Annotated in this window: 18 protein-coding genes and 2 pseudogenes; 6 read left to right on the plus strand and 14 right to left on the minus strand. The window is 63.1% G+C overall.

The window, feature by feature from the left end; all coding sequences use genetic code 11:
• Positions 1-100: 100 nt before the first annotated feature.
• The 6 genes from HN018_RS03930 to HN018_RS03955 are packed head-to-tail and all read right to left on the minus strand — an operon-like array spanning position 101 to position 7,115.
• Entirely contained in the window at positions 101-1,081 is a 981-nt protein-coding gene (locus HN018_RS03930) for an ABC transporter ATP-binding protein (RefSeq protein ID WP_171836502.1), read from the minus strand.
• Positions 1,078-2,088 carry an ABC transporter ATP-binding protein gene (locus HN018_RS03935; RefSeq protein WP_171836503.1) on the minus strand — a complete coding sequence of 337 codons (1,011 nt, stop codon included), beginning with the start codon at positions 2,086-2,088 and terminating at the stop codon, positions 1,078-1,080. Before HN018_RS03935 ends, HN018_RS03930 begins: the two co-directional genes overlap by 4 nt.
• Positions 2,085-3,695 carry a DUF885 family protein gene (locus HN018_RS03940; protein ID WP_171836504.1) on the minus strand — a complete coding sequence of 537 codons (1,611 nt, stop codon included), beginning with the start codon at positions 3,693-3,695 and terminating at the stop codon, positions 2,085-2,087. Before HN018_RS03940 ends, HN018_RS03935 begins: the two co-directional genes overlap by 4 nt.
• Entirely contained in the window at positions 3,692-4,813 is a 1,122-nt protein-coding gene (locus HN018_RS03945) for a Gfo/Idh/MocA family protein (protein WP_171836505.1), read from the minus strand. Before HN018_RS03945 ends, HN018_RS03940 begins: the two co-directional genes overlap by 4 nt.
• Positions 4,810-5,913: a ketopantoate reductase family protein gene (locus HN018_RS03950; protein ID WP_171836506.1), complete on the minus strand. Its 1,104-nt coding sequence runs from the start codon at positions 5,911-5,913 to the stop codon at positions 4,810-4,812. The genes HN018_RS03945 and HN018_RS03950 overlap by 4 nt, the downstream gene beginning before the upstream one ends.
• Entirely contained in the window at positions 5,913-7,115 is a 1,203-nt protein-coding gene (locus HN018_RS03955; RefSeq protein WP_171836507.1) for a DUF885 domain-containing protein, read from the minus strand. Before HN018_RS03955 ends, HN018_RS03950 begins: the two co-directional genes overlap by 1 nt.
• Positions 7,116-7,264: 149 nt before the next feature.
• Here HN018_RS03955 and gcvA point away from each other — a divergent pair.
• Positions 7,265-8,143: pseudogene (gene gcvA / locus HN018_RS28585) on the plus strand (transcriptional regulator GcvA); the annotation flags it as partial.
• Between the two features lie 48 nt (positions 8,144-8,191).
• On the opposite strand, the gene HN018_RS03960 reads toward gcvA, so the two are convergent.
• From HN018_RS03960 to HN018_RS03975, 4 genes are all read right to left on the minus strand, one after another.
• Positions 8,192-9,037, minus strand: a complete 846-nt coding sequence (locus HN018_RS03960; protein ID WP_171836508.1) for an ABC transporter permease — start codon at positions 9,035-9,037, stop codon at positions 8,192-8,194.
• A 47-nt stretch (positions 9,038-9,084) separates the two neighbouring features.
• Positions 9,085-10,038, minus strand: a complete 954-nt coding sequence (locus HN018_RS03965) for an ABC transporter permease (protein ID WP_171836509.1) — start codon at positions 10,036-10,038, stop codon at positions 9,085-9,087.
• Positions 10,035-11,621, minus strand: coding sequence for an ABC transporter substrate-binding protein (locus HN018_RS03970; RefSeq protein ID WP_171836510.1), 1,587 nt, complete (start codon positions 11,619-11,621; stop codon positions 10,035-10,037). Before HN018_RS03970 ends, HN018_RS03965 begins: the two co-directional genes overlap by 4 nt.
• 103 nt (positions 11,622-11,724) lie before the next feature.
• Positions 11,725-12,651, minus strand: a complete 927-nt coding sequence (locus HN018_RS03975; protein WP_171836511.1) for a 2-hydroxyacid dehydrogenase — start codon at positions 12,649-12,651, stop codon at positions 11,725-11,727.
• A gap of 224 nt (positions 12,652-12,875) precedes the next feature.
• On the opposite strand from HN018_RS03975, the gene HN018_RS03980 reads away from it, so the two are divergent.
• The 4 genes from HN018_RS03980 (at position 12,876) to istB (ending at position 17,578) form a co-directional block, all read left to right on the plus strand.
• Positions 12,876-14,555, plus strand: coding sequence for a gamma-glutamyltransferase (locus HN018_RS03980; RefSeq protein ID WP_171836512.1), 1,680 nt, complete (start codon positions 12,876-12,878; stop codon positions 14,553-14,555).
• 26 nt (positions 14,556-14,581) lie between these two features.
• Complete coding sequence (locus HN018_RS03985) at positions 14,582-14,992, plus strand: VOC family protein (RefSeq protein WP_171836513.1); 411 nt, start codon at positions 14,582-14,584, stop codon at positions 14,990-14,992.
• A 293-nt stretch (positions 14,993-15,285) separates the two neighbouring features.
• Positions 15,286-16,809 (plus strand): IS21 family transposase, encoded by a 1,524-nt coding sequence (gene istA / locus HN018_RS03990; RefSeq protein ID WP_171837289.1) that lies wholly within the window; start codon positions 15,286-15,288, stop codon positions 16,807-16,809.
• Positions 16,799-17,578: an IS21-like element helper ATPase IstB gene (gene istB, locus HN018_RS03995; RefSeq protein WP_171837288.1), complete on the plus strand. Its 780-nt coding sequence runs from the start codon at positions 16,799-16,801 to the stop codon at positions 17,576-17,578. Before istA ends, istB begins: the two co-directional genes overlap by 11 nt.
• Positions 17,579-17,830: 252 nt before the next feature.
• On the opposite strand, the gene HN018_RS04000 is transcribed toward istB, so the two are convergent.
• The 4 genes from HN018_RS04000 to HN018_RS04015 all read right to left on the minus strand — a co-directional run bounded on the left by HN018_RS04000 (position 17,831) and on the right by HN018_RS04015 (position 21,242).
• On the minus strand, positions 17,831-18,784 hold the full coding sequence (locus tag HN018_RS04000) for an alpha/beta fold hydrolase (RefSeq protein WP_171837919.1): 954 nt from the start codon (positions 18,782-18,784) through the stop codon (positions 17,831-17,833).
• A gap of 352 nt (positions 18,785-19,136) precedes the next feature.
• Positions 19,137-19,904 (minus strand): SDR family oxidoreductase, encoded by a 768-nt coding sequence (locus tag HN018_RS04005; RefSeq protein WP_204259662.1) that lies wholly within the window; start codon positions 19,902-19,904, stop codon positions 19,137-19,139.
• A complete protein-coding gene (locus HN018_RS04010; protein ID WP_171837918.1) occupies positions 19,904-20,290 on the minus strand; it encodes a nuclear transport factor 2 family protein in 387 nt (128 codons plus the stop codon). Before HN018_RS04010 ends, HN018_RS04005 begins: the two co-directional genes overlap by 1 nt.
• 91 nt (positions 20,291-20,381) lie before the next feature.
• On the minus strand, positions 20,382-21,242 hold the full coding sequence (locus HN018_RS04015; RefSeq protein ID WP_171837917.1) for an alpha/beta fold hydrolase: 861 nt from the start codon (positions 21,240-21,242) through the stop codon (positions 20,382-20,384).
• A 329-nt stretch (positions 21,243-21,571) separates the two neighbouring features.
• On the opposite strand from HN018_RS04015, the pseudogene HN018_RS28590 reads away from it, so the two are divergent.
• A pseudogene (locus HN018_RS28590) lies at positions 21,572-22,440 on the plus strand (LysR family transcriptional regulator).
• Positions 22,441-22,534: the final 94 nt, after the last annotated feature.

Below are 22,534 nucleotides of genomic sequence, written 5' to 3' on the forward strand. Positions count from 1 at the left end.
GCGATTCAGCTTCTCATTTGATTACGTAATTGAGACGGTCAGTAACCACCGACGCAAGGCCCCTCTACATCCTGTTCACATGATCTGAGCGCATGTGCCGCTAACGGGCGACCTCGCTTCTGATGCATGCGACATCATGATCGCGACCGACACGACGCAGTAATGGCGGCGTATCGTCGCATTCCTGGATGCGGTGCACACAGCGCGGGCTGAAGGGACAGCCTTGCGACTTCAAGGGCCGATCGACGGGTTCGAGGACAGATAGCGGTTTCGGACGCCGCATAGCCGGATGCGAGACCGGCGCCGCGTCAACGAGCGCCTGCGTGTAGGGATGCGCCGGATGACGGAATAGCGTCGCGGCAGGGCCGGCTTCGACAATCCTTCCCAGGTACATGACGATCACACGGTCACAGATGTGGCGGATGACCGACAGGTCGTGGCCGATGAACAGCATGGAAAGGTTACGGCGCTCCTGCTGCTCCATCAGCAGGTTCAGGATCTGGGCCTGGATCGACATGTCGAGTGCAGAGACCGGTTCGTCTGCGATCAGAAACGTCGGCTCCACCACGAGCGCCCGGGCGATACCAATCCGTTGCCGCTGGCCGCCGGAGAATTCGTGCGGATAACGCGAGCCGGCGTCCAATGGAAGTCCCACCTGCGCCAGCACCGCCGCAACACGCGACGGGATCTCGCGACGGTCGCATGTATGCTGGAGCCTGATCCCTTCCGCGATGTTGTCTGCCGCCGTCATGCGGGGATTGAGGCTGGTATAAGGATCCTGGAAAATGACCTGCATGCGGGCCCGAACTTGCCGCAGCTTGGCTGCAGGTAGCGCCAGCAGATCGATACCCTGAAAGCGAACCGAGCCCGATGTCGCTGGCAGCAGCCGTAGCAAAGCCCGCGACAGGGTGGTCTTGCCGGACCCGGATTCCCCGACCAGCCCCATGATCTCGTTCGGTCGTATGGCGAATGATACTTCGCTCACGACCGGAACGGTGATCGGTCGCTTCCAGGGCAGTCGGGCCGACTGGGCGTAGGAAACGCAGAGGTCGGCGACGTCGAGAACCAGCGACTCCTTCAAGTCAGTTCCTGCCATCGAAGGCAGCGCGACTGGTGCCCGATGTCGATGCGGCGCTCCTCCGGTACCGCCGCCTCGCAAGCGGGAAGCGTCAGGTCGCATCGCGGTGCAAAGCGGCATCCGGGCGGCGGGCTGCGCGGGTCGACGACATTGCCGCGGATCGTTGGCAGGCGGCGGTGCGGCGCAAGGACCTCGTCCATTCGCGGAAGGCTAGCCATCAGGGCTCGCGTGTAGGGGTGGCCCGGTGCATCGAACAGCGATTGAGACGGCGCAGACTCGATGACCTGCCCGCCATACATCACCGAGACCCGGTCCGCGATCTCCGCGACCACGCCCATGTTGTGGGTAATGAACAGTACTCCCATGCCAAGCTCAGCTTGCAGTGTCCGGAGCAGCTGCAGGATCTGCGCCTGGACGGTGACGTCCAGCGCCGTGGTCGGCTCGTCGGCAAGCAGCAATGATGGTCCGCAGGCCAGCGCCATGGCGATCATCACACGCTGGCGCATGCCGCCCGACAGGTGGTGCGGGTAGCTATCGACCCGACGTGCCGGGTCAGAAATCTCGACCAGCCCCAGAAGCCGGACCGCCTCCGCGGCCGCGAGCCGGCGCGAGATGCGGCGATGTAGGCGCAGAGCCTCGGAAATCTGCTCACCGATGGTCCCGGTCGGATTGAGGCTCGTCATCGGCTCCTGGAAGATCATGGCGATCTCGTTGCCACGCAGTGACCGCATCGAGCGTTCATCGAGCTGGACGAGATCACGCTCCCGGCCGCTCCTGCCGCGGAACAGGATCTGGCCAGAGATGATTTCGGCTGACGGCCTATTCAGCAACCGCATGATCGACATGCTGGTGACCGATTTGCCAGATCCGCTCTCGCCCACCAGGGCGACGGTCCGGCCGCGCGGAACCGTCAGGTTCACTCCGTCGAGGGCGCGGAATGTACCCCGCGCGGTGTGGAACACGGTTACCAGATCGCGGACCGCCAGGACCGGCTCGTCCGCATCCGTCACGCGACGGCGCCAGCCTGTGCCATCTCAGCGGCGATCGCGCTGATCGGGGCGTGGCCGTATCCAAGCAGCGTGTCGTGGAACTCCAGCGTGCTCCCGGTCCAGCCTGCACGTAAGGCCCGGATCGCCTCGACCCCAGCCGAATACATCAACCGACTGCCCGGGAACATCGAATTCCGGACGACTTCGCCATGCACTCGTTGCGGCGCAAATCCCGCCTCGTCGCGGTAGAAACGTTCTGCCTCCTGCGAACTCCACAGACCGCAATGCAGCCGCACGTCGACCAGGACGCTCGCCGCGTTGCGGCGCTCATAGTGTTTCAGCAGCAGCCGTTCAGCATCACTGTAAAAGCCGTCCGCCTCCATAAGCAGATCTTCGGCGTAACAGGCCCAGCCTTCGACAGCCATGCCGCCGGACAGCAACGCGATGCCGCTGGCACAGTCAGTCCCGGCAACGCGGGCGAGTATACTATCGGCGCACCTGGCTCGGACGTTATGCGTGTGATGGCCTATGCTGCCGTGATGCACCGCGTGGATCAGCTTGATAGTGGCATCGTTTTGCTGGCGGAGATACGCGCCCAGGTCAGGTCCGGGGGGCATCACCCAATAAACGCTGCCGCTTCCGGGGCGCATCGCCGGCGGCGATCGGTAGGACAGGAAATAGAGATCGGCTGCGACGCCTAGCAGCGCGACGGGAAGCGGACGATACTCGAGGCCATACTGGGCCGCCGGCGTCACCAGCTTCGTTGCAGCAGCAGTTGCTGCGCCGTTCCAGTATCTGTAGCGGGGCAGCACGCCATCGGCTGTGGGGTGTAACGAAGCCAGTTCATCGAGCACGTCCTGGGCATGTCGACCACCAGGGAACTGCGCCGCATCCGCCTCAAGCTCATCACCGAGCCGATCGAACGCCGCTTGTGCCGCAGCTGCCAAGGCTTCCGGTCCCTGCTCCAGCCCGTGCAGGTTGGCCATGATCTGCGCCAGCCGGTCGCGTCCGGCGGCAGGCTCAGCGTCCTCAAGCTCCGGCAGCAGGTCGGCGAAATCCTGGAACGACGCGGCGGCCACCGTTGCCGGCAGCAGCCATTCGGGTTGCCACGCCGGATGCAGGGCGAGTTCGGCGGTCAGGAAGCGGCCCATCGCGCGGCACTCCCCGGCTGCACGCTCGCGCCAGCCGGCCGGTGCGGCACCTGCCTCACGCAGGCGTTCACGTCCATCGGCGAGAAAGTCGGGTACACTGCGAAGCCGGGCTAGAAACGCCATAGGATCGAGCGGCTCCGCTTGCGGCAGTAGGAGCCCGATCAGCGCAAACGCTGCTTCGCCGGTGAACCAGGCAGGATTATGCAAGCGCGATCTGGCGTCCAAGGCTGCGGCCGCGCAGACAAGCTCGCCGGCGACGATGCGCTTGTCGATCCGCTGGCCAGCGTTGTCTTCAGGCGCGTTCAGAAGACGGGTGCGCATTGCGGCGATGCCGCGCCGCTCGTCGGCGGCGACAGCGCTGTCGGCGCGTGGTAGCAGATGGTCATAGCCAGCCACTCCCATGAAGCTGGCATCGACCGGATGAAAAGCGAGATGATGGTCGAGAAAGGCTTGGCCAACGCCTGATGCCGCGTTCATCGCGCCGTCGCCGGCACGTCAACCCAGCGCCGCTCGAAGTGCGCCGTTACGATGGCATCGACGATCTCCTGGCTCTTTGCTCCGTCGAAGAACGTGCATTCCTCGGGGCGATCATCGAGGATCTCGTCAACGAAGTGCCGGATCAAGTTGCGGTAATACAGCTCCGGCCATGGCGTATGAAGGTCGGCGCCCGGCGGCAGGTGCTCCGGACCAAGCGCGATCGGCCTGAACTCGACCTCGTCCGCAGTCGCGGCATGCAGGGTCTCGGCGATGCCGAACTCGGAGATCAGCCGAGCCACTGCAGCACCCTTGGAGCCGTAGACGCGGATCTCCACACCAGGATAGTTGCCGACGGCGATATAGCTCGATTGTAGCAATCCCTGGGTGCCGTTGGCATAGTCGACCAATGCCACCGTGCCGTCCTCGACCGGTATCAACTGACGCCCGACCATGCCGCGGACCAGTCGCTCTGGTACGAAATTGCGCATGCTGGCCGCCACCGAGCCGAACTCGCCGCCGAGCCAACGCATGAGATCGACCAGATGCGACCCATAGCCGACGATCGAGGACGGGATCAGCCGGTCACGCGGCACGTCCGGCGACACCTGCCGCAGCGGATAGTCCGGATCGAGAAACTGCGAGTTCTGTTCAAATCCATGAATATGGAAGATCGTTCCGAGCGTCCCGTCGTCGATCCAGCGCTTGATCTGGCGGATTGCAGGCGAGTACCGAAAGGTGAAGCCGAGCTTCGTGCGCACGCCGCGTCGGGCCGCGGCGGCGGCTGCCTCGAACGCGGGCGCAGCCGATGTGGCGAGCGGCTTTTCCGATAGCACGTGGCGACCGGCGGCGATCGCATCGAGACTGAGCGGCAAGTGGGTATGGGTCGGCGTGCAGACATCGACCGCCTGCACCGCAGGATCGGCCAGCATCTCGCGATAATCGCAATAGACACGCGCGATACCGAATCGTGCGGCCATTGCCTCGGCGCGTTCCGGTACGACATCGCAGATCGCCGCCAGATGCACCCGCTCATGCGCCGCATAGGCCGGCAGATGCGCCTTCTCCGCCCAGTCGTGTGCGCCGATCACGCCGACGCCGAGACGCTGTGACGTGGTCATGGCAGGGCCCTGCCGATTTCGGCGGCATATGCCTCGAGCTCGTCGTAGTTCTGCAAGCCGAGAGAGCGACTGCCGCTCTCGATTTCATAGATCATGCTGCACATCCTGTCGTTCAGGCGCGTGTCGGCGCCGACGCGGCGCCCATACTCGACAAGTTTGCCGTTGGACGCCCGGACCTCGGACGGGCGATTGCGATAGACGATGTCCCACCAAATTCCCGAACCCTTCTTCTTGAAGACGTAGCCGGTGTTCTGGTCCTTCTTTAAAAGCCAGATCGCATGCTTGATGTTGTCGAGTAGCCGGTGCGTGTCTTCCGGGATCTGAGGTCGATAGTTCGCCGGGTCGAAGAAGTTGAATGGTTCGACAACGATGCGGTTGGCCTCGGCAATCTCCAGTGCCTCGCGAACGATAGCGCCGGCAATGCGTGCATAGCGCTCGACCCCGAGCGTTTCGTGGATCGGCGCATCGACCAGGGCGGAAAAGACCACCTGAGCCGAATAGACCTCCTTTGCCCAGATCTGGCCCCAGATATTTGTGGAAAGCTGCACCTCGGTCAGCGCCGAAAGTTGCCCGGCAAGAGACCGCACTCGCTCGCTCATCGAGCCATCCATCTCGCCGAGCTGAATCGCGCCTTCATGCACGAACTCGATCCGGCCGGGATCGAGCAGCGCACCGCCATAGTTCGGGATCGAGCCGATCACCTGCGTCATACCGCCCAACCCGTGACCTTCGAGCAGTTCAGCGATATCGGGCTCGTTGAAGCCGTTCTGGAACGGAACGATGAAGCTGTCCTGGTCCAGCAATGGCAAAATCTGCCTGACGGCCTCGATCGTGTGCTGCGACTTCGTTGCTACGAGCACACCCCCTAGCGGGCCTTCGAGGGCTTCCGGGGTGCTAGCGCGGACCGGAATCGTCATCGGTCCGCGCACACCGTCGATGACCAACCCATTCCGGTTGATCGCCTCGACATGCTCGGCCCAGCGATCGACGAGCAAGACGTCGTGCCCCGCCTGCGCCATGAACGCCCCGGCAAGCCCACCGATCGCGCCGGCCCCCAGCACCACCAGCCGGCTGGATGGGAAGGCGACGGACTCGATCATCAGGCAACCCTCGCCTGGAACATCGCGAGGCTCTGCGGTGAATGCGCATTGGTATAGAGATACTTTATGAACTCCGGCATCGCAGAGGCTGGTGTACGCTCACGAACCTGCCTGACCGCTACCGCGCCGGTCCAATACGACGAGATGAACGGGCCGCGGAACGGATGGGCGGCCATACGCAGCCGCCCTTGGACCCACGGCTCTTGGCCGGCTGCGAATTCGCGCAGGTAATCGGCAACGGCATCCGGCTCCCAGCCATCCGCCATCATGTACCAAGCGGCGCTGGTCTGCACCGCGCTGCGAAGCCGGCGCAGCTCGATGTGGATCATATCATCCTCGTCCTCCAGCCAGTCGAGCAGCGCAACGCCGTCGTCGGCGATACCTTCTTGGATGCAGCCGAGCACGGTATTGGCCGTACAGAGCAGCACCTCCGGTTGCGCCAATCCCTTATCGACCTGCGCACGCGTGTAGAGCAGCTGTGTTGCATGCCCGGGAAAGACCTCGTGAGCCACCAGATGTTTCAATGAGGCGCGCGTGAAACCATTATCAATGTTCAGGTCCATGAGACCATCAGCGAAGCTGCATCGGGCCGTGAACGGCACGTCGCGCATAGGATTCAGGGCCATCGTAAAGTCGCCGCAGTCGAATATCCGTTCCGCGGTCAACCTTCTTGCCTGTCCCATCAGCTCGGCGAACGTCGGCTCAATCCGGACCGGCTCTAGAAAATGCGAGGATTCCCACTCCGAAATCCGCTGCGACAGATCGCCACGGACGATCCCACGCCGTTTCAGCAACGTGTCGAGGATGTCGCGCAAGCCTTCGATGATCGCTGGTTCGACCGGTCCGGTCTGCGCGCCGACGAGATCACGAACCTTGACCTCGAACGAGGGGCTTGATCCGGCGAACAGCCGCAAAGCGATCTTCAGGGACCGGATCATTGCAGCAGCGAATACCTGACGATGCTCCGGCGCGATCGAAGGCAGACGCTGCTGCATTTCGTTCAGGTCGTCTTCGACCACCCACCAGTTATCATAGTGCCGCGGGCTGATGATGTCGCCGCCGAGGTAGATGGGCACAAGCCCCTCGGTGTCCAGAAGGCCGGCCTCGCGATTCACCCGTCGCTCAAAAGCATCGATCCCCATGGTGATCGCGGTCAGGTCAGCGCCGAAGGACGAAATCGGCGTTGTTACAGAACTGATCATGGAAAGACTATCTCCGGTGGCGGGCACGAGCGTTCCGGGAGTGATACGGTGCGGTTCTTGCAAGTCCTCGCCTGCTCAAGGCTATAGGTTCGAACGCGGCGTGCAAGCGCACTTTGATCCTGCTCTCATGCGACAAAGGAATGTATCGGATGCGCCGACGCTTGCTGCCGTCACTCAGTGCCCTGCGAACCTTCGAGGCAGTCGCAAGATACGAAAGCTTCACGCTCGCCGGTGCGGAGTTGAACGTGACCCAAAGTGCCGCCAGCCGACAGGTGCGGGCACTCGAGGATTATCTCGAGCTGGCCCTGTTCAATCGGACCAGCCGGCGGAGCGAGCTGACAACAAGCGGTCGTTATTACTTCAATCTGATCCGTGAAGCGCTGGACCGGATCGAGGCGGGCACGAACGAGCTGATTGCCACCCGCAAGGGCGGGGGCACGCTGACGATCGGCGTCTTGCCGACCTTCGGCACCCGTTGGCTGATCCCGCGCCTTGGCCTCTTCCGCGCGCAGCACCCCGAAATCCTGATCAACATCATCAGCACGGACGGCAAGCTCGCGGTCGACATCCCCAGGCTCGACGTGGCAATTCAGTTCGGCAGCGGCAGTTGGCCCGATACTGTCGCCGAGCCGCTCCTGGCGGAGGAGATCCTGATCGCCTGCGCGCCCGGACTGCTACGGGCGGAATCGCCGCTGCAGTCCGTCGACGACCTCACCGCCTACCCGCTGCTGCAACACACGACGCGACCACATGCCTGGTCGCACTGGTTCCACGCAGTCGGCTTTGCGGAGGAACATGCGCGTTGGGGCGCCAGCTTTGAGCACTTCTTCATGCTGATCCAGGCTGCGCAGTCCGGGCTCGGGATCGCTTTACTGCCCCGTATCCTGATCGAGGAGGAACTGGCGCGCGGCGTATTGGTGGCTCCTCTTGCCTACCGCGTCGCCGGGCCAGGCGCCTATTACCTGGTCACCCCGAAGGCAAAACAGGATGTTGCGCGGGTACGGCTGTTTCGCCGATGGCTGCTCGATGAGGTCGCGCGCCTACCTTCCGATGACGCCCTATTGGCAGCGGCCCAGTTACCGGCTTCGGCTGTCCAGCGCGTCGCGCAGCCCGTCGCCCAGGAAATTGACGGAGAGGACGGTCGCGAAGATCAGAATCCCCGGCGGCAGCGCCATCCAAGCCGCGGTGCCGATCCACGGCGTCGCAGCATTGAGCATATTGCCCCAGGTCGGGATCGGCGGTTGCACGCCGAAGCCCAGGAATGAAAGAGCCGATTCCAGCATGATCGCGTTGCCGACCGCCAGGGTCGCCGAGACGATGATCGGCCCGGAGGCATTTGGCAGAATATGGCGCATCATCAGGCGAAGCGGTGTCGCGCCGAGCGCGCGGGCGGCATCCACGTAGTCGAGCGTCCGGAGCGAGAGGAACTGGCTCCTCACCAGGCGCGCCGCACCCATCCAGGTAAGGCCGCCGATCACGAGCACCAGCGACGGCACATTCGGCCTGAACATGCCGGACAGCAACAACACCAGCGGCAGGAGCGGGATCGACAGCACCACGTCGGTAAGACGCATCAGCAGCTGGTCGACGTACCGACCATGGAAGCCGGCGAGCGCTCCGACCAAGGTGCCAAGACAGGTCGATACCAGCGCACTCGCTATTCCAACGGCAAGCGAGATGCGCCCGCCGTAGAGTAGACGCATCAACAGATCCCTTCCCAGCTCGTCGGTACCAAGCCAGTGCGCCCGGCTGGGCGCCGCCGGCTGACCGATCAGGGTCAAGTCCTGGCCGTCGAACGCGTATGGCGACAGCAGCGGCCCGACGACGACCAGGACCGTCAGAACGCAGATAAATAACAACGCGAGACCAGCTGGACGATGCTCGCGCAGACGTCGCAGCATGCGCAGGGAGCTTTCGATCATGCGGCCGTTCGATGACCGAGTTGTTTCAGAGGTGGAATTCACGGCAATCAGCCGAACCTGATTCGTGGATCGATGACAGCGTAGGCGATGTCAGCTGCGAGATTGGCCAGGACCAGGGCCAGCGAACCGGTCATCATCAGCCCCATGAGCACGGGATAGTCCCTCCCATCCATGCTTTCGATGAACAGCCGGCCGATCCCGGGCCAAGCAAATATTGTCTCGGTGATCACGGCACCTGAAATGATGCTTGCGAGGTCCAGCGAGATCACCGTAACCAAAGGCACCAGCGCGTTGCGAAGCGCGTGGTGCAGCAGCATGCCGCGAACGGTTTGTCCCTTGGCGAAGGCTGTCCTGATGTAGTCCTGTCGCAGCACGTCCAGCAGGCTGGAGCGCAGAAAGCGGCTCCAACCCGCGGCGGTTGCCAGCGACAGAACGATGGCCGGCATGGCGAGGTGCTCCATCCGGTCGACCAGCGAAGCGTCGCCGAACGTCGTATACCCGGCTGCTGGCAGCCACCCCAGCAGGATGCTGAACAGCAGCTGCATCATCAGCGCCAGCCAAAACACCGGCACGGAGATGCCTGAAAACGACAACAGCGTCAGCACGTGGTCGAGCCGGCTGGACCGGTGCAGCGCCGTCAACACACCGACCGGGAGGGCCAACAGGAGCGCCAGCAGCATAGCAGAACCACCGAGCAGCAGCGTCGCCGGCAGTCGATCGCCGATCTCAGCCAGCACCGGCCGCCCGGTACGGATAGAGAAACCCCAGTCGCCGACTACCATCGACCGCAACCACATCAGATATTGGAGTGGTACCGGTTGATCCAGGCCATAGGCACGTCGGATGTGATCAAGGGCCGCCGGGGTCACCGACGGATTGTCAGCATACACGTCGAGCGGACCACCCGGCGCCAGGTGGACGACCGTAAATAGGATCAGCGAAATGGCAAGCAGCAGCGGGATCACACCGAGCAGTTGGCGCAACAGATAAGCCGGGCTCAAGGCGCGCCGCCGCGGAGGGCTGCGACAGGTATCGTGACAGGCCACAGCCACCAGGTCGCGACACCGACAAAATCGGTCATGTTGGTCGGATTTGGCACGTAGCCGCGCAGGCGATTGGATTTTGCGTTGACCGAGACGGTACTGAGCAGCGGGATCGTCGGTAGGTCGCGTGCCAGGATCGCCTGCATGGAAGCCGCATCCCGCCGCCGCTGCTCGGGATGCATTTCGGTCTCGAGGCGCCGCATCGCTTCATCGAGTTCCGCGCTCGCGTAACCCTGGCCATTGTTCGGCCCACGCGTGCCATAGAACACGCTGTAGACAGGATCGGCCGCAGTGACCCACCGGCCATATAGCAGGTCGTAGGTGCCGCGGTAGCGCGCCTGGCGAAAGCTGATGCCGGTTTTGTTGTCGGCAGACAGCTGGATTCCGATTACCCGCAGCTCGGCGATGATGATCTGCTCCGCGATCTCGTCGTCGATCTGACCAGTCTGGGCGGTAATGCCGAAAGAGAGTCGATGACCATGCCAGGAGCGTATGCCATCCGAGCCGCGAGCGTAGCCAGCGTCGTCGAGCAGACGGTTGGCCTGCACCGGGTCATAGGCGAGGACCGCGACTGTCGGATCGTAGAGACCAGTCAGCGTCGGCACCACGACCGAGCGGATCGGCAACGGGAAGCCCCCCGCCGCACGCACCAGGATCCGGCGGTCGATTGCCTGGGCGATAGCGCGGCGCACGACAAGGTCGCGGAGCGCCGGCGCTCCCTTGAAGCTGAAATCGAGATGTTCCCACCCTAGCGACGGCCCGCGCACGATCTCGATGCCGTGCGCGCCCTGCAACTGCTTCGCAAGCATGTACGGGATTAACGGCGCCAGTCCAATCTCGCCGGCGCGGATCAGCGTGCCAAGGGTGTTGGAGTCGGGCACGATCCGGAACACGATGCGATCGAGATATGGCAGCCGCCGACCCTCGGCGTCGTGCTGCCAGTAATCCGGGTTCCGGTCCAGCACCACATATTCGCCGCGCCGGAACTCGCGCACCTTGAAAGGGCCTGTACCGATCGGCCGCGTGTTGTAGGGATCGTGGTTGAGATCGTGTCCCTGCAGCAGGTGACGCGGCAGGATGCCGAAGGTGAACAGCGTCGACGCAAAGGCGGCGTTATTGTGCCGGTAGTTCACGACCACGGTCAGATCGTCGGGCGTATCGATCGACTCGATGTCTTCGCTTCCGTCTTTGGACTCCGCGAGGAACGCCGGGTCTCGCACCGCCTCCCACGTGTATTTCACGTCGGCCGCGGTGAATGGCATGCCGTCCTGCCAACGCACACCGGAACGGAGGTGGTAGGTAACATGCATGCGGCCGTCCGGGTCGAGCGCGATGCCGCCATTGCCAACCGTCGGCACCATCGTCGCAAGCACGGGCCGATATTTGGCCTGCTGATCGGGGGCCACCAACCCCTCCACGACCGCAGCCTCGACATCGCCAAGAAAACCGGTGGCATAGACGTTCAGCGTGTCGAGGTCATAGGAGAGTCCGACCGTCAACGTGCCGCCCGGTCGCACCTCGGGCAGCGTCGCCGCCGGCATCGATGGTTGGGCCGGGCAACGTGTCGCCGGCAGCAGTGACAGGAGCGACAGCAAAGCGAGGTACTGCCTAGGTCGGCACGCCATCGGCCGGCGCCGCGGCGCGCTAGTAGCCGCGCTTCCGGTCCACGACATGCCGCAAGGGCAGCCCGGACTCGAAGCCGCGTATGTTCCGGACGATGGATGCGACAGCTGTGTCGGGGTGCGTGGGCGCGGCGACGTGCGGCGACAGAAAGACGCCTGGATGGCTCCAGAACGGGTGCCCCTCCGGCAGCGGCTCGGTGCGGAACACGTCGAGCACCGCTGCCCGGAGATGGCCATCGTCGAGCAATGCGATCACCGCTTCGTCGACCAGATGCCGGCCCCGGCCACCATTGATGAGCACAGCGGCTGGCGCCAGCCGCTGCAGCAGTGCCGCATCGAGCAGGTTCTCGGTTTCAGGCGTCAGCGGTAGCAGATTGATCAGCATGTCTGAGCCGTCAACGCAGGCGAAGAGCCCGTCCGGGCCGCGATATGAATCGACACCCGGAATCGCGGTGCCGCTGCGGCTCCACGTTCTGGTATTGAAGCCAAGCGCCGCAAGATGCTTCGCCACCGGCAGTCCCAGATGCCCCGCACCCAGCACGGAGACCGTTCGCTCGGACGCCATCTTCTCCTGCAACGGTGCCCAGCGATTTTCATGCTGCGCCGACCGGTAGTAGAAGAGATTGCGATGCCAAGCCAGCGTCTCCGCCAGGACCCACTCCAGCATGCCGGCAGCGAGCCCATCGTCGACCATGCGAACGAGCGGCAGACCCTCAGGGATCTCGTTGCTTTCGATCAGCGCCTCGATACCAGCATTGACGCTGAACAGTGCGTCAAGCCGGCCAAGGGCGGCGATAGCGCCGGCCGGCGGCTTTCCGACAACCGCGTAGGAGAGCGGCCCGAGCGCCGCGGATCTATCCGTGACGACCGCGTGGTTCGGCAGGCCGAGCTTGAGGAGCCGCACCCAGTCGTCGGCGTGCGCACGGAGCATGACGAGGATCGTTTTCATCCATCGATGCTCGCACACGGTTGCATACGTGCAACAACAAAAAACGTATGCCAATCGACCATCACCGGTATCCGGCCCGTCGCGACCTCGACTCCCGGGCCAGCATCATTCCGGAAACTCATGCGCACGATACAACTTTCGACATTGTCGGCCCGGCGGGGAGTTCGTAGACCCGGTATCGTCCGGAAGCCCGGGCGACGAGCCTCCTTATCGAGCGGGTGTGCATGCCTGACCTTTCGCACTATCTGCGTAACCCGGGGCCAAAAGAAACGGTCACCGGCAAACGTTGTGTCTGCAGTACCGACAATTCGATCGTCACCGAGACGGTGCTGGCGACGCTCGCTCGCGGCGGCAACGCGGCCGACGCCGCGATTGCCGGAGCGCTGGTGCAAGCCGCTGTCGAACCATTCATGACAAATCACGCCGGGACGGTCAGCCTTCTCTACCGGGAAGCAGCGACCGGCAAGTATCACCAGTTGCATAGCACCGGCACCTTTCCGCCCCACCTACCGCCTTTCAGGCCGACGCCAAAGACCGATGGCGGTCTTGGCCGCATGCCTCCTTCAGCCTGTATCCCTGGTTTCATGCCGGGGCTGCAGGCGATCCATCAGCGTTTCGGAACGCTGCCCTGGGCCGATCTATGTCAGGATGCGATCCGCTGGGCGGAAACGGGCCATCCAGTTTCGAGCTTCGAGTATGGCGCGCTCCTGGGTGAACTCGACTTCACAACCTACTTCCCCGAGGGGCGCAGCCTCTACATGCCGGGTGGCCACCTGCCCACCGTCGGCACGCTGTTTCCTAACCCAGCCATGGCCAAGACCCTCCGCCGCGTGGCCGAAGAAGGTCCCGGCTACATGATCAGCGGCGGCTGGGCGGTCTCGTTCGTTGAGACTGCCGTCCGCATGGGCTGGCCCATCTCGCTATCCGACATGAGCGCCAATCCACCACGCTGGATCGAGCCACTCCGCTTCATGCATGGCAAGTTCGAGATCGTTGGCTTGTCGGCGCCTGAACAGCAAGGTGTTTTTCTATCGATGGTCCTGGGAATTCTGGATAGTCTCGGCTTGCGGAACATGGCGCATGGTTCGGCTGAACATCTGTTTTCCATGGGTCATGCTCTGCGCCTCGGTCTCTACTTTTGCGGCTTCCTGGGCGATCCCACCATCGGGCCATACGATACGGAGCAGCTTCTCGACGGCGATTTCCACCGGGCGTTGGCCCGTCTCATCAGCGGGCTACGGCCCACACGCGATCTGACTGATCATGTAAGACTGACAGACAGCGCAACGTTCCGCAGCGACGGCCACGGGCTACCTGGCATCCCGTCGAGCGAAATTCAGTCCAGGCAGCCTTCGGGAAGTTGCGAACTCAGCATCGTCGATGCTGAAGGCAATTGGCTGCAAATGATGAACACGCTGCAGTCCGGTGGCATTCCGGGCATGGTTGTTGGCGGCATTCCGATGATTGGCTCGCACGCAACCTTCGCCGGTGTAAGCGGACATTTCGACATCAAGCTGGTGGCCGGCGCTCGAATGCGCAGCATCGTGGGCCATAGCTTCATCCTTCAAGATGGCGTGCCCGTCTACGGTCTCGGCACGCCGGGAAACGTCTATTGCACGATCCCCCAAGTCATCAGCAACCTTCTCGACTTTGATCTATCCGTCCAGGCGGCAATCGAGGCGCCGCGCATCCTGCCGCTCGGTGAAGACAACCGCCTGATCGTTGAGGACCGGGTCAACGCCGGCACGGTGCAGGGATTGGCACGGATGGGTGTCGGAGTGGCAGCAATGCCTGCCTACGATTGGCACATGGGTTCATTCCAGATGTGCTTTCGTGATGAAGCGGGACGACTGGGAGCCGCGGCCGACCCGCGACGGTGCGGCGTCGCTGGCGGTCTTGATTAAGCGGGATGATCAAAGAAGGATACAAAATGTCGGCATTCCATATGGCATTTCGGGTTGACGAGATTGAGAGTACGCGGCGGTTCTACGGAGACTTGCTGCAATGCAGACAGGGACGGGAGTCCGTCAGATGGATCGATTTCGATTTCTTTGGTAACCAAATCTCAGCGCATCTAGGACCACGTCCGGAACGCGTGCTCGAGACGATGGTCGACGATACCTCTGTACCGCTCAACCATTTTGGTGCGGTTATCGGCTGGCCTGATTGGGAGCGTCTTCATCAGCGGCTGAAGGTCGCAGGTGTTCCGTTCATCCTGGAACCACAGGTTCGGTTCGTCGGCATGCCTGGTGAACAGGCAACGTTCTTTGTAAGTGATCCCTCAGGTAATGCCCTCGAATTCAAGGCTTACCGGCAGGAGGATGCGGTATATCAGCGTTAGATCCCAGCGCAATATAGAGAACGTAATACTAGGATCAGCAGCATCCAAATAGGCGAATGGCCACCTTTGGGAGTGGATCAGAAGCCGGCGAAACGGCTCGCGTGGAGCCTCTAGCATTACTCTGGCAGATTTATAGTGACGGGATAGACAAGAGGTTTCTCGCGGTGGGGGCATCGTCTGGGTGTTGATTTGCATTGAGATCTGCCCCGGGTAGGGCCTGAGTTTTCGCTGAGATTTGACCCGTGTCTGTTCACATCCCTTGCCGAATGGTTGGGGTTATTGGAGTGATCGACATGGAGTTGTTGAGTGTGATCCGCCGTTGGCGTCACAGGGATCAGATTTCGATCCGAGACATTGAGAGGCGGACGGGGTTGTCGCGGAACACGATCCGCAAATACCTGCGTTCGGACGCGGTCGAAGTCAGGTTCAAGGTGCCGGAGCGCCCGAGCCGGCTGGACCCGTTCGCAGACAAGCTGTCGGGATGGCTGGCGGTGGAGGCAGGCAAAGGGCGCAAGTCGCGCCGGACCGCTCGCCGGTTGCACGCGGACCTCGTCGTGCTGGGTTATGACGGCTCCTACGCACGGGTTGCCGCTTTTGCCCGGCATTGGCGAGCGGAGCGCATGGTCGCGCAGCGCACTACCGGGCGCGGAGTGTTCGTGCCGCTGGTTTTCTCTCCGGGAGATGCTTTCCAGTTCGACTGGAGCGAGGACTGGGCAACGATCGCCGGCAAACGGGTCAAGCTGCAGGCCGCGCACACCAAGCTCGCGCATAGCCGGGCCTTCGTGGTCAGGGCCTACAGGCTACAGACGCACGAGATGCTGTTCGACGCCCTGGCCGAGGCGTTCCGGGTGCTGGGCGGGGTTCCGCGCCGGGGCATCTTCGACAACATGCGAACCGCCGTGGACCGGATCGGGGTGGGCAAGGCGCGGCAGGTCAACGCACGCTTTGCCGCCATGGCCAGCCATTACCTGTTCGAGCCCACGTTCTGCAGCCCAGCCTCGGGCTGGGAGAAAGGTCAGGTCGAGAAAAACGTACAGGATGCGCGGCGGCAGCTCTGGCAGGCCGTGCCGTCCTTTGCCGACCTGCCAGAACTCAACGCGTGGCTCGAGACGCGCTGCATCGAGCGCTGGGGCGAGCTCGTGCACGGGGTGCTGCCGGGCAGCGTCGCTGACGTTCACGCCGAGGAGCGGGCGAGCCTGATGCCGGTGGGCCGGGCGTTCGATGGCTTTGTCGAGCACCCCAAACGGGTGTCGCCGACCTGCCTGCTGCATTTCGAGGCCAACCGCTACAGCGTGCCCGCCTCGTTTGCCAACCGGCCGGTCAGCCTGCGGGTCTATCCCGATCGCCTGATCGTGGTAGCCGAGGGGCAGGTCTTATGCGAGCACGTCCGCATCGTCGAACGCTCGCACGATGTCCCCCGCCGCACCGTCTACGACTGGCGGCATTACCTGGCGGTGATCCAGCGCAAGCCGGGGGCTCTGCGCAATGGCGCGCCCTTTGCCGAAATGCCGGAAGCGTTTCGCACACTCCAGACCGCACTGCTGCGGCGGCCAGGGGGCGATCGGGAGATGGTGGACGTCCTTGCCCTGGTACTGCAACACGATGAGCAGGCGGTGTTGTGCGCGGTGGAACTGGCTCTCGAGGACGGTGTCGCCACTAAGACCCATGTCCTCAACATCCTCCACCGCCTGACGGACGGCCATGGCGCAACTGCCGCCATCAACGCACCGCAGGCTCTCGTGCTGCGACAGGAGCCCAAGGCCGATATCGAGCGCTACGACGCGCTGCGGGACCGGGAGCTGCGCCATGCGTCATGATCCCGCCAGCGCCGCCCTCGTGGTCATGCTGCGCGGGCTCAAGATGTTCGGCATGGCTCAGGCGGTGGGAGAACTGGCCGAGCAAGGCGGCCCTGCGTTCGAGGCGGCCGTCCCCACCATGTCGCAGCTGCTTAAGGCCGAGATGGCCGAGCGCGAGGTACGCTCCATCGCCTATCACACCAAGGCAGCACGGTTTCCGGCCTACAAGGACCTGGCCAGCTTCGACTTCGCCGCCAGCGAGGTCAACGAGGCCACGGTGAGGCAACTGCACCGAGGCGAGTTCACCGACCGGGCCGACAACGTCGTGCTCATCGGCGGGCCCGGCACCGGAAAGAGCCACCTCGCCACGGCACTGGGCGTCCAGGCCATCGAACAAAGCCGCAAGAAGGTCAGGTTCTTTTCCACCGTGGACCTGGTCAACACGCTGGAACAGGAGAAAGCCGCCAACAAGGCCGGACACCTCGCCGACCATCTGATCCGTCTCGACCTCGTCATCCTGGACGAACTTGGCTACCTGCCGTTCAGTTCGTCGGGCGGCGCGCTGTTATTTCACCTGCTCAGCAAGCTCTACGAGCAGACCAGCGTCGTCATTACCACCAACCTGAGCTTTAGCGAGTGGGGCCAGGTGTTCGGCGATACCAAGATGACGACCGCGCTGCTCGACCGGCTCACCCACCACTGCCACATCCTGGAAACCGGGAACGACAGCTTCAGGTTCAGAAGCAGTTCGACCGAACCCAAAACCAGGAGAACCAAAACATCGGCTTGACCCGCACCAGCAGTGCGACAGAAATACCCTTGGCCGGGTCACTTCTCAATGAAAACGCCGGGTCAGCTCTCAGTGAAAATTAACAGTCTGGGTGGAGGTCGGCCTGCGTGTCCCCGTCCAGGCCGAGCCGTCTGACCGCGACGCGGCCAGTTGCCGCACTCTTGCGGAAGCCGCTCGGGACTCCACTCGGTCCTAGAGGCGCCACAGGGCCGACCTGCACCGACCGGATCACGGCCGTGGGCAGGTCGCCCGTCATGGCAAGGTGCCCTTCTGCTTGGACATGAAATCGAGAATGAGGCTCGCAATCTCGTCATTCTTCTCCTCCAGCGCGAAGTGACCGGCGTCCAGCTGGTGGATCTCTGCATCAGGCAAGTCGGCGCGATAGGCGGTCGCACCCGCGGCGATGAAGGACGGGTCGTTCGCCCCCCAGACGACCAGCGTCGGCGGCTTGTGTTCCCGGAGCCATGCCTGCCAGGCAGGGTAGGCTGCAACGTTGGTGCGATAATCGTAGAGCAAGGCCGCCTGGATCTCACGTTGGCCGGGCCGCGAGAGATGGGCGAACTCGTCGTTCCAGCTGTCCGGGTCATAGGCGTCGGGATGGGAGGTGCCGGCCAGGTGCCGTTGCTTCGTCGCCTCATAGGACATGAAGGCGTCGACGACCTCCGGGTGCGCCTTCGGATCAGCCCAGAACTTCTCGATTTGCGCCCACTTCGGCCCAAGCCCCTCCTTGTAGGCGTTGCCGTTCTGGACGATCAGCGCGTGCAGTCGATCGGGCTGGGCCAGGATGATGCGGTAGCCGACCGGCGCCCCGTAGTCGAACAGGTAAAGCGTGTAGCGGGTCACCTTCAGCTGCTCCAGCAGCGCTTCGATCGTCCCGGCGAGATGATCGAAGGTATAACTATACGCGTCTGGCGACGGGGCGTCGCTCTGTCCGAAACCCGGGAAATCCGGTGCGACCACGTGATAGTGCGTTGCCAGCAAAGGAATCAACGTCGCATATCCCCGTGATGACGAGGGGAATCCTTGCAGCAGCACTATGGTGGGCGCTCTCCTAGACCCCGCTTCCCGGTAAAAAATTCCAATGCCGTCGACCTCGGCTCGGTGATACGTAGTCGTCGTCGTGGTCGAAGGGATGGGGCTCGCCGCCGTCGTAAAGCCTGCTAGCGCTGCACTAAAGATCGCGGTCCCGACCGTATTAGGGTTCATCGTTCTGCTCTTTCCAATAACGTTAGCTGAATGCGGTAGAAATCGGCGGTTATGAGCATGCGAGGCGTAAGAGGCCGAGCGGAACCAGTGTCCGCTGTCGTCGTGATACTCGAAGGCGAACCGCACCGCGGTCCAGTCCTAGGCCAAGGTCTAGCGCTCCTTTCTTAGGCTGCAGTCCAGTTCCCCATTTCCGGGTGAGAAACGCCCGCGCCGGGTCACGCATGTTCCAGGCGTTCTCCGCGACCCGCACCTTCTGGGGTTGCGGTCTCTTCGGTGAAGGAGAGAACGGGAGATGGTTTATGGACGTGCTCCCGAATACTCGGGTCGGCATTCCTACCAATCCTTTCGTAAGTCAGAGTAGCTTGGTTTCGCCGCCGTCGACGCGAAGCGTCGTGCCTGTAATCCAGTGGCTGTCAGGGGTGAACAGGAAGGCGAACGCGTTGGCGATGTCCTCCGGCTGCCCGTAGCGGGCGATGCCGACCTCGGCCGCGAACCGTTCGATAGCCGCGTCGAGCGGGAGGCCATGCGTGTCGGCATAGCCCTGTAGCATCGTCCTGCGACGGTCGGTCATGACCGAGCCGGGCAGGACCGTGTTGACCTGTACCCCGTCCTTCACCCCCCGATCGGCGAAGGCCTTGGCAAGCGCCAGGATTGCCGCGTTGATCGTGCCCACAGCGGCAAGGGACGCCTTGGGCGTGTAGGCCGACGTGCCCGACGTGATCGCAACAGAGCCGCGAGACGACTTGAGCGCATCCCAGGCTGCAATCGTGAGGCGCCGGGCGGAGTGGAACTTCAGCGCAAAGCCATCGTCCCATTGCTCGTCCGTTAGCGCGAACATGTCGACCTGGGGGACGGCGCCGGCAATACAGGCGAGGGCGTCGATCCTGCCGAAGGAGTCTCTCGTCGCAGCTACGATGGCTGCGGCGGCACCAGGCTCGCGCAGATCCCGGGCGAAGATAAGCGGTACTGCTCCCGCCGCCCTGACCGCATCGGCTGTCCCGGCCAGGGTTTCCTGTGTCCGTGCGACCAGCGCCACGACGCCGAAGTCGCGGGCTAGGCGGATGGCGGTGGCGCGTCCGATGCCGCGGCTCGCGCCAGTGACGATGGCCACGCGGTCCATCAGATACGAGCCTGGGCGATGGCCAGCGTATCGATGTATTGGCGAAAGGTGGTGATCCTGCCGCCGCTGACAGTCCAGACATGGGCGTAGCGTGCCTCGGATGTCTTGCCGGTGGCGCCATGGACGCCTTTGAAATCGCCAAGCGATACCACGGTCTCGGCCTCGGTGACGAACTCAGTGGGCACAAGCGAGAAGCTGGTCCACTCAGCCATCAAGGGCTTGAACAGCCCTTCGGCGACAGGACCGGGGCCGCGGCCTTCGACCGTGTAGTGCCACATGGTGGTCCATTCGATGTCGGGGGCCATTAGGCCGAGGGCACCAGGGGCATCGCCGGTGGCAAGCTTGTCGTAGAAGTCCCGGATGACGTCTGTTGGGTTAGCGGTCATGGTCAGCCTCAGTCAGAGGAGCCCGCGCTCAGCGGCCTCAAAGGAGCAGGAAGCCGGGCACGCCCCAAGGGGCGTGCGGCTGCAGTCGGGGTCAGTGCAGGTGCTTGGCGAGGAAGTCCCGCATGGCCGTGCCAATCTCGCGGGCGTGAGTCTCTAGGGCGAAGTGGCCGCTATCGACGAAGCGAACCTCAGCGTCCGGAACGTCCCGCCTGTACGCCTCTGCGCCCGCTGGGATGAAGAAGGGGTCGTTCCTGCCCCAGATGGCCAGCACCGGCGGCCGCGTATCGCGCAGGTAAGCTTGGATGTCGTCGTAGAGGGCAATGTTAGTCTTGTAGTCGCCCAGTAGGTCCAGCTGGATCTCGTCGTTGCCCGGGCGCGCCAGGTAGAAGTCGTCGAGGTTGCGGCCATCGGGTGACACCGACGCCGGGTCGCTCACGCCGTGGTTGTATTGGAACAGGGTGGTCTGCGGGGTCAGGAAGCCGCGTAAGGCGTCTCGGTTGCCCTCCGTCGGCTCATTCCAGTAGGCCTTGATCGGCGCCCAAGCGTCGGACAGACCTTCCAGGTAGGTATTGCCGTTCTGGGAAACGATCGCGCTGACGCGGTCGGGGTGCGCGAGCGCCAGGCGGAAGCCGACCGGGGCACCGTAGTCGAACACGTAGATGGCGAACCGTTCCAGGCCAAGCACCTCAGTGAAGCGGACGACCACCCTGGCAATGTTGTCGAAGGTGTAGGCGAAGGCGTCGCGGGCGGGTTGCTCGGTCATGCCGAAGCCGGGCAGATCCGGGGCGACAACGTGGTATCTGCCTGCCAGCTCAGGGATCAGGTCGCGGAACATGTGGCTGGCGCTGGGGAAGCCGTGCAACAGCAGTACGACCGGTGCGTCCGGATCCCCGGCAGTCCGGTAGAACACTTTTAGGCCATCGACGTCGATGGTCTCGAAACGGACGGTCATCGCTCGAATTCCTGGGTTTGCGGCCTCAGCCACTTTGTTGACACTAGTATCGTCGTCCCTTTCAGACTGAAGGAAGAGCAGGTAAGTTCGGAAGTCGGCCTCCCACCCAGTGGAAGGCTAAGATCGTGCTAGGTTAGGACGATGCAGCTCGGCCATCTGCCGAGGCCGGATGTCGGCGGATACCCAAACCTGTCCTGCGTTGGAAATAGGCTGTGCCCCGCGTCGGGTTGTCAGCGCCCTGGCTTGCGGTTCCCAATTTCCCCGGGGAGCCACTAAGCTATGGAGGAAACATTCCACATTTTGGTAGGCTGATGGACAATCTAAAGGCGATGAAGGTGATGCTCATGGCGGCGGAGTGCGGCAGCCTCTCCAGGGCCAGCCGCAAACTCGGCCAGCCGCTCACCACCGTGAGCCGCAAGGTGTCCGAGCTTGAAAGCTACCTCAAGGCAGACCTTCTGATCCGCTCGGCAAAAGGCCTGGAGCTGACGCCTGCTGGCCAGACCTACGTCACGTCGGCGAGGGCCATCCTGGAACAGCTGAACGAGGCCGAACGCACCGCAGCCGGCGAGTACACCGCGCCTAAGGGTGACCTCGTCGTTACCGCCCCGACGATGTTCGGCCGGCTGCATGTCCTGCCGGTTGTCACCGCCTTCCTCGCGGCCTACCCCGACGTGTCCGTCGGACTGATGCTAACCGACAAGGTGACCCACTTCCTTGAAGATAACGTCGATGTCGCCCTGCGCATCGGCGACCTGCCCGATAGCGACCTGATCGCGACCCGGTTGGCGCCGTCCGCCGGGTGACGTATGCAAGCCCAATATATCTCGCTTCGCGTGCGGCGCCCGTCGTTCCGCAGGACCTTGCCAACCACGATGTGATCTCGTTCGAGAGCGTATCGTCGCCCACCACTTGGCATTACTGGTCGGACGGGAACGAACTCGCTGTAATTTTCAGACCACGTCTCAGCGTTAACACCATCGACGCTGCGATTAATGCCGGCCTGGCAGGCGCGGGGGTGGTCAGAGCCTTGTCCTATCAGGTCGCCGACTATGTGCGCGACCACCAGCTGCAGTTGCTGCTCGAAGCCTACGAGCCGATGCCCCACCGGTGCATCTGGTGTACGACAAGCGAAACCGTCTGCCGCGCAAGCCACGTGCCTTTGTCGATTTCGTTGTTCCGCGTTTGCGGGATCTGCTGACTGCAGTTCCGCTTTAACAGATCTGCTTGAAGGTTTAGAGATGCAAAACCATGGCAGTCGATATATGCCGATATCGTCATTCTCGAGATCTTCT

This window comes from Lichenicola cladoniae, from assembly GCF_013201075.1.
Classification (GTDB): Bacteria; Pseudomonadota; Alphaproteobacteria; order Acetobacterales; family Acetobacteraceae; genus Lichenicola; species Lichenicola cladoniae.

Coding starts and splice junctions, on each gene's coding strand:
- HN018_RS03980 (WP_171836512.1), top strand. CDS start 12,876: ATGCCTGACCTTTCGCACTATCTGCGTAACCCGGGGCCAAAAGAAACG.
- HN018_RS03955 (WP_171836507.1), bottom strand. CDS start 7,115: ATGATCAGTTCTGTAACAACGCCGATTTCGTCCTTCGGCGCTGACCTG.
- HN018_RS04015 (WP_171837917.1), bottom strand. CDS start 21,242: ATGACCGTCCGTTTCGAGACCATCGACGTCGATGGCCTAAAAGTGTTC.
- istB (WP_171837288.1), top strand. CDS start 16,799: ATGCGTCATGATCCCGCCAGCGCCGCCCTCGTGGTCATGCTGCGCGGG.
- HN018_RS03945 (WP_171836505.1), bottom strand. CDS start 4,813: ATGACCACGTCACAGCGTCTCGGCGTCGGCGTGATCGGCGCACACGAC.
- HN018_RS03950 (WP_171836506.1), bottom strand. CDS start 5,913: ATGATCGAGTCCGTCGCCTTCCCATCCAGCCGGCTGGTGGTGCTGGGG.
- HN018_RS04000 (WP_171837919.1), bottom strand. CDS start 18,784: ATGAACCCTAATACGGTCGGGACCGCGATCTTTAGTGCAGCGCTAGCA.
- HN018_RS03940 (WP_171836504.1), bottom strand. CDS start 3,695: ATGAACGCGGCATCAGGCGTTGGCCAAGCCTTTCTCGACCATCATCTC.
- istA (WP_171837289.1), top strand. CDS start 15,286: ATGGAGTTGTTGAGTGTGATCCGCCGTTGGCGTCACAGGGATCAGATT.
- HN018_RS03960 (WP_171836508.1), bottom strand. CDS start 9,037: ATGATCGAAAGCTCCCTGCGCATGCTGCGACGTCTGCGCGAGCATCGT.
- HN018_RS03975 (WP_171836511.1), bottom strand. CDS start 12,651: ATGAAAACGATCCTCGTCATGCTCCGTGCGCACGCCGACGACTGGGTG.
- HN018_RS04010 (WP_171837918.1), bottom strand. CDS start 20,290: ATGACCGCTAACCCAACAGACGTCATCCGGGACTTCTACGACAAGCTT.
- HN018_RS03985 (WP_171836513.1), top strand. CDS start 14,582: ATGTCGGCATTCCATATGGCATTTCGGGTTGACGAGATTGAGAGTACG.
- HN018_RS04005 (WP_204259662.1), bottom strand. CDS start 19,904: ATGGACCGCGTGGCCATCGTCACTGGCGCGAGCCGCGGCATCGGACGC.
- HN018_RS03970 (WP_171836510.1), bottom strand. CDS start 11,621: ATGCCGGCGGCGACGCTGCCCGAGGTGCGACCGGGCGGCACGTTGACG.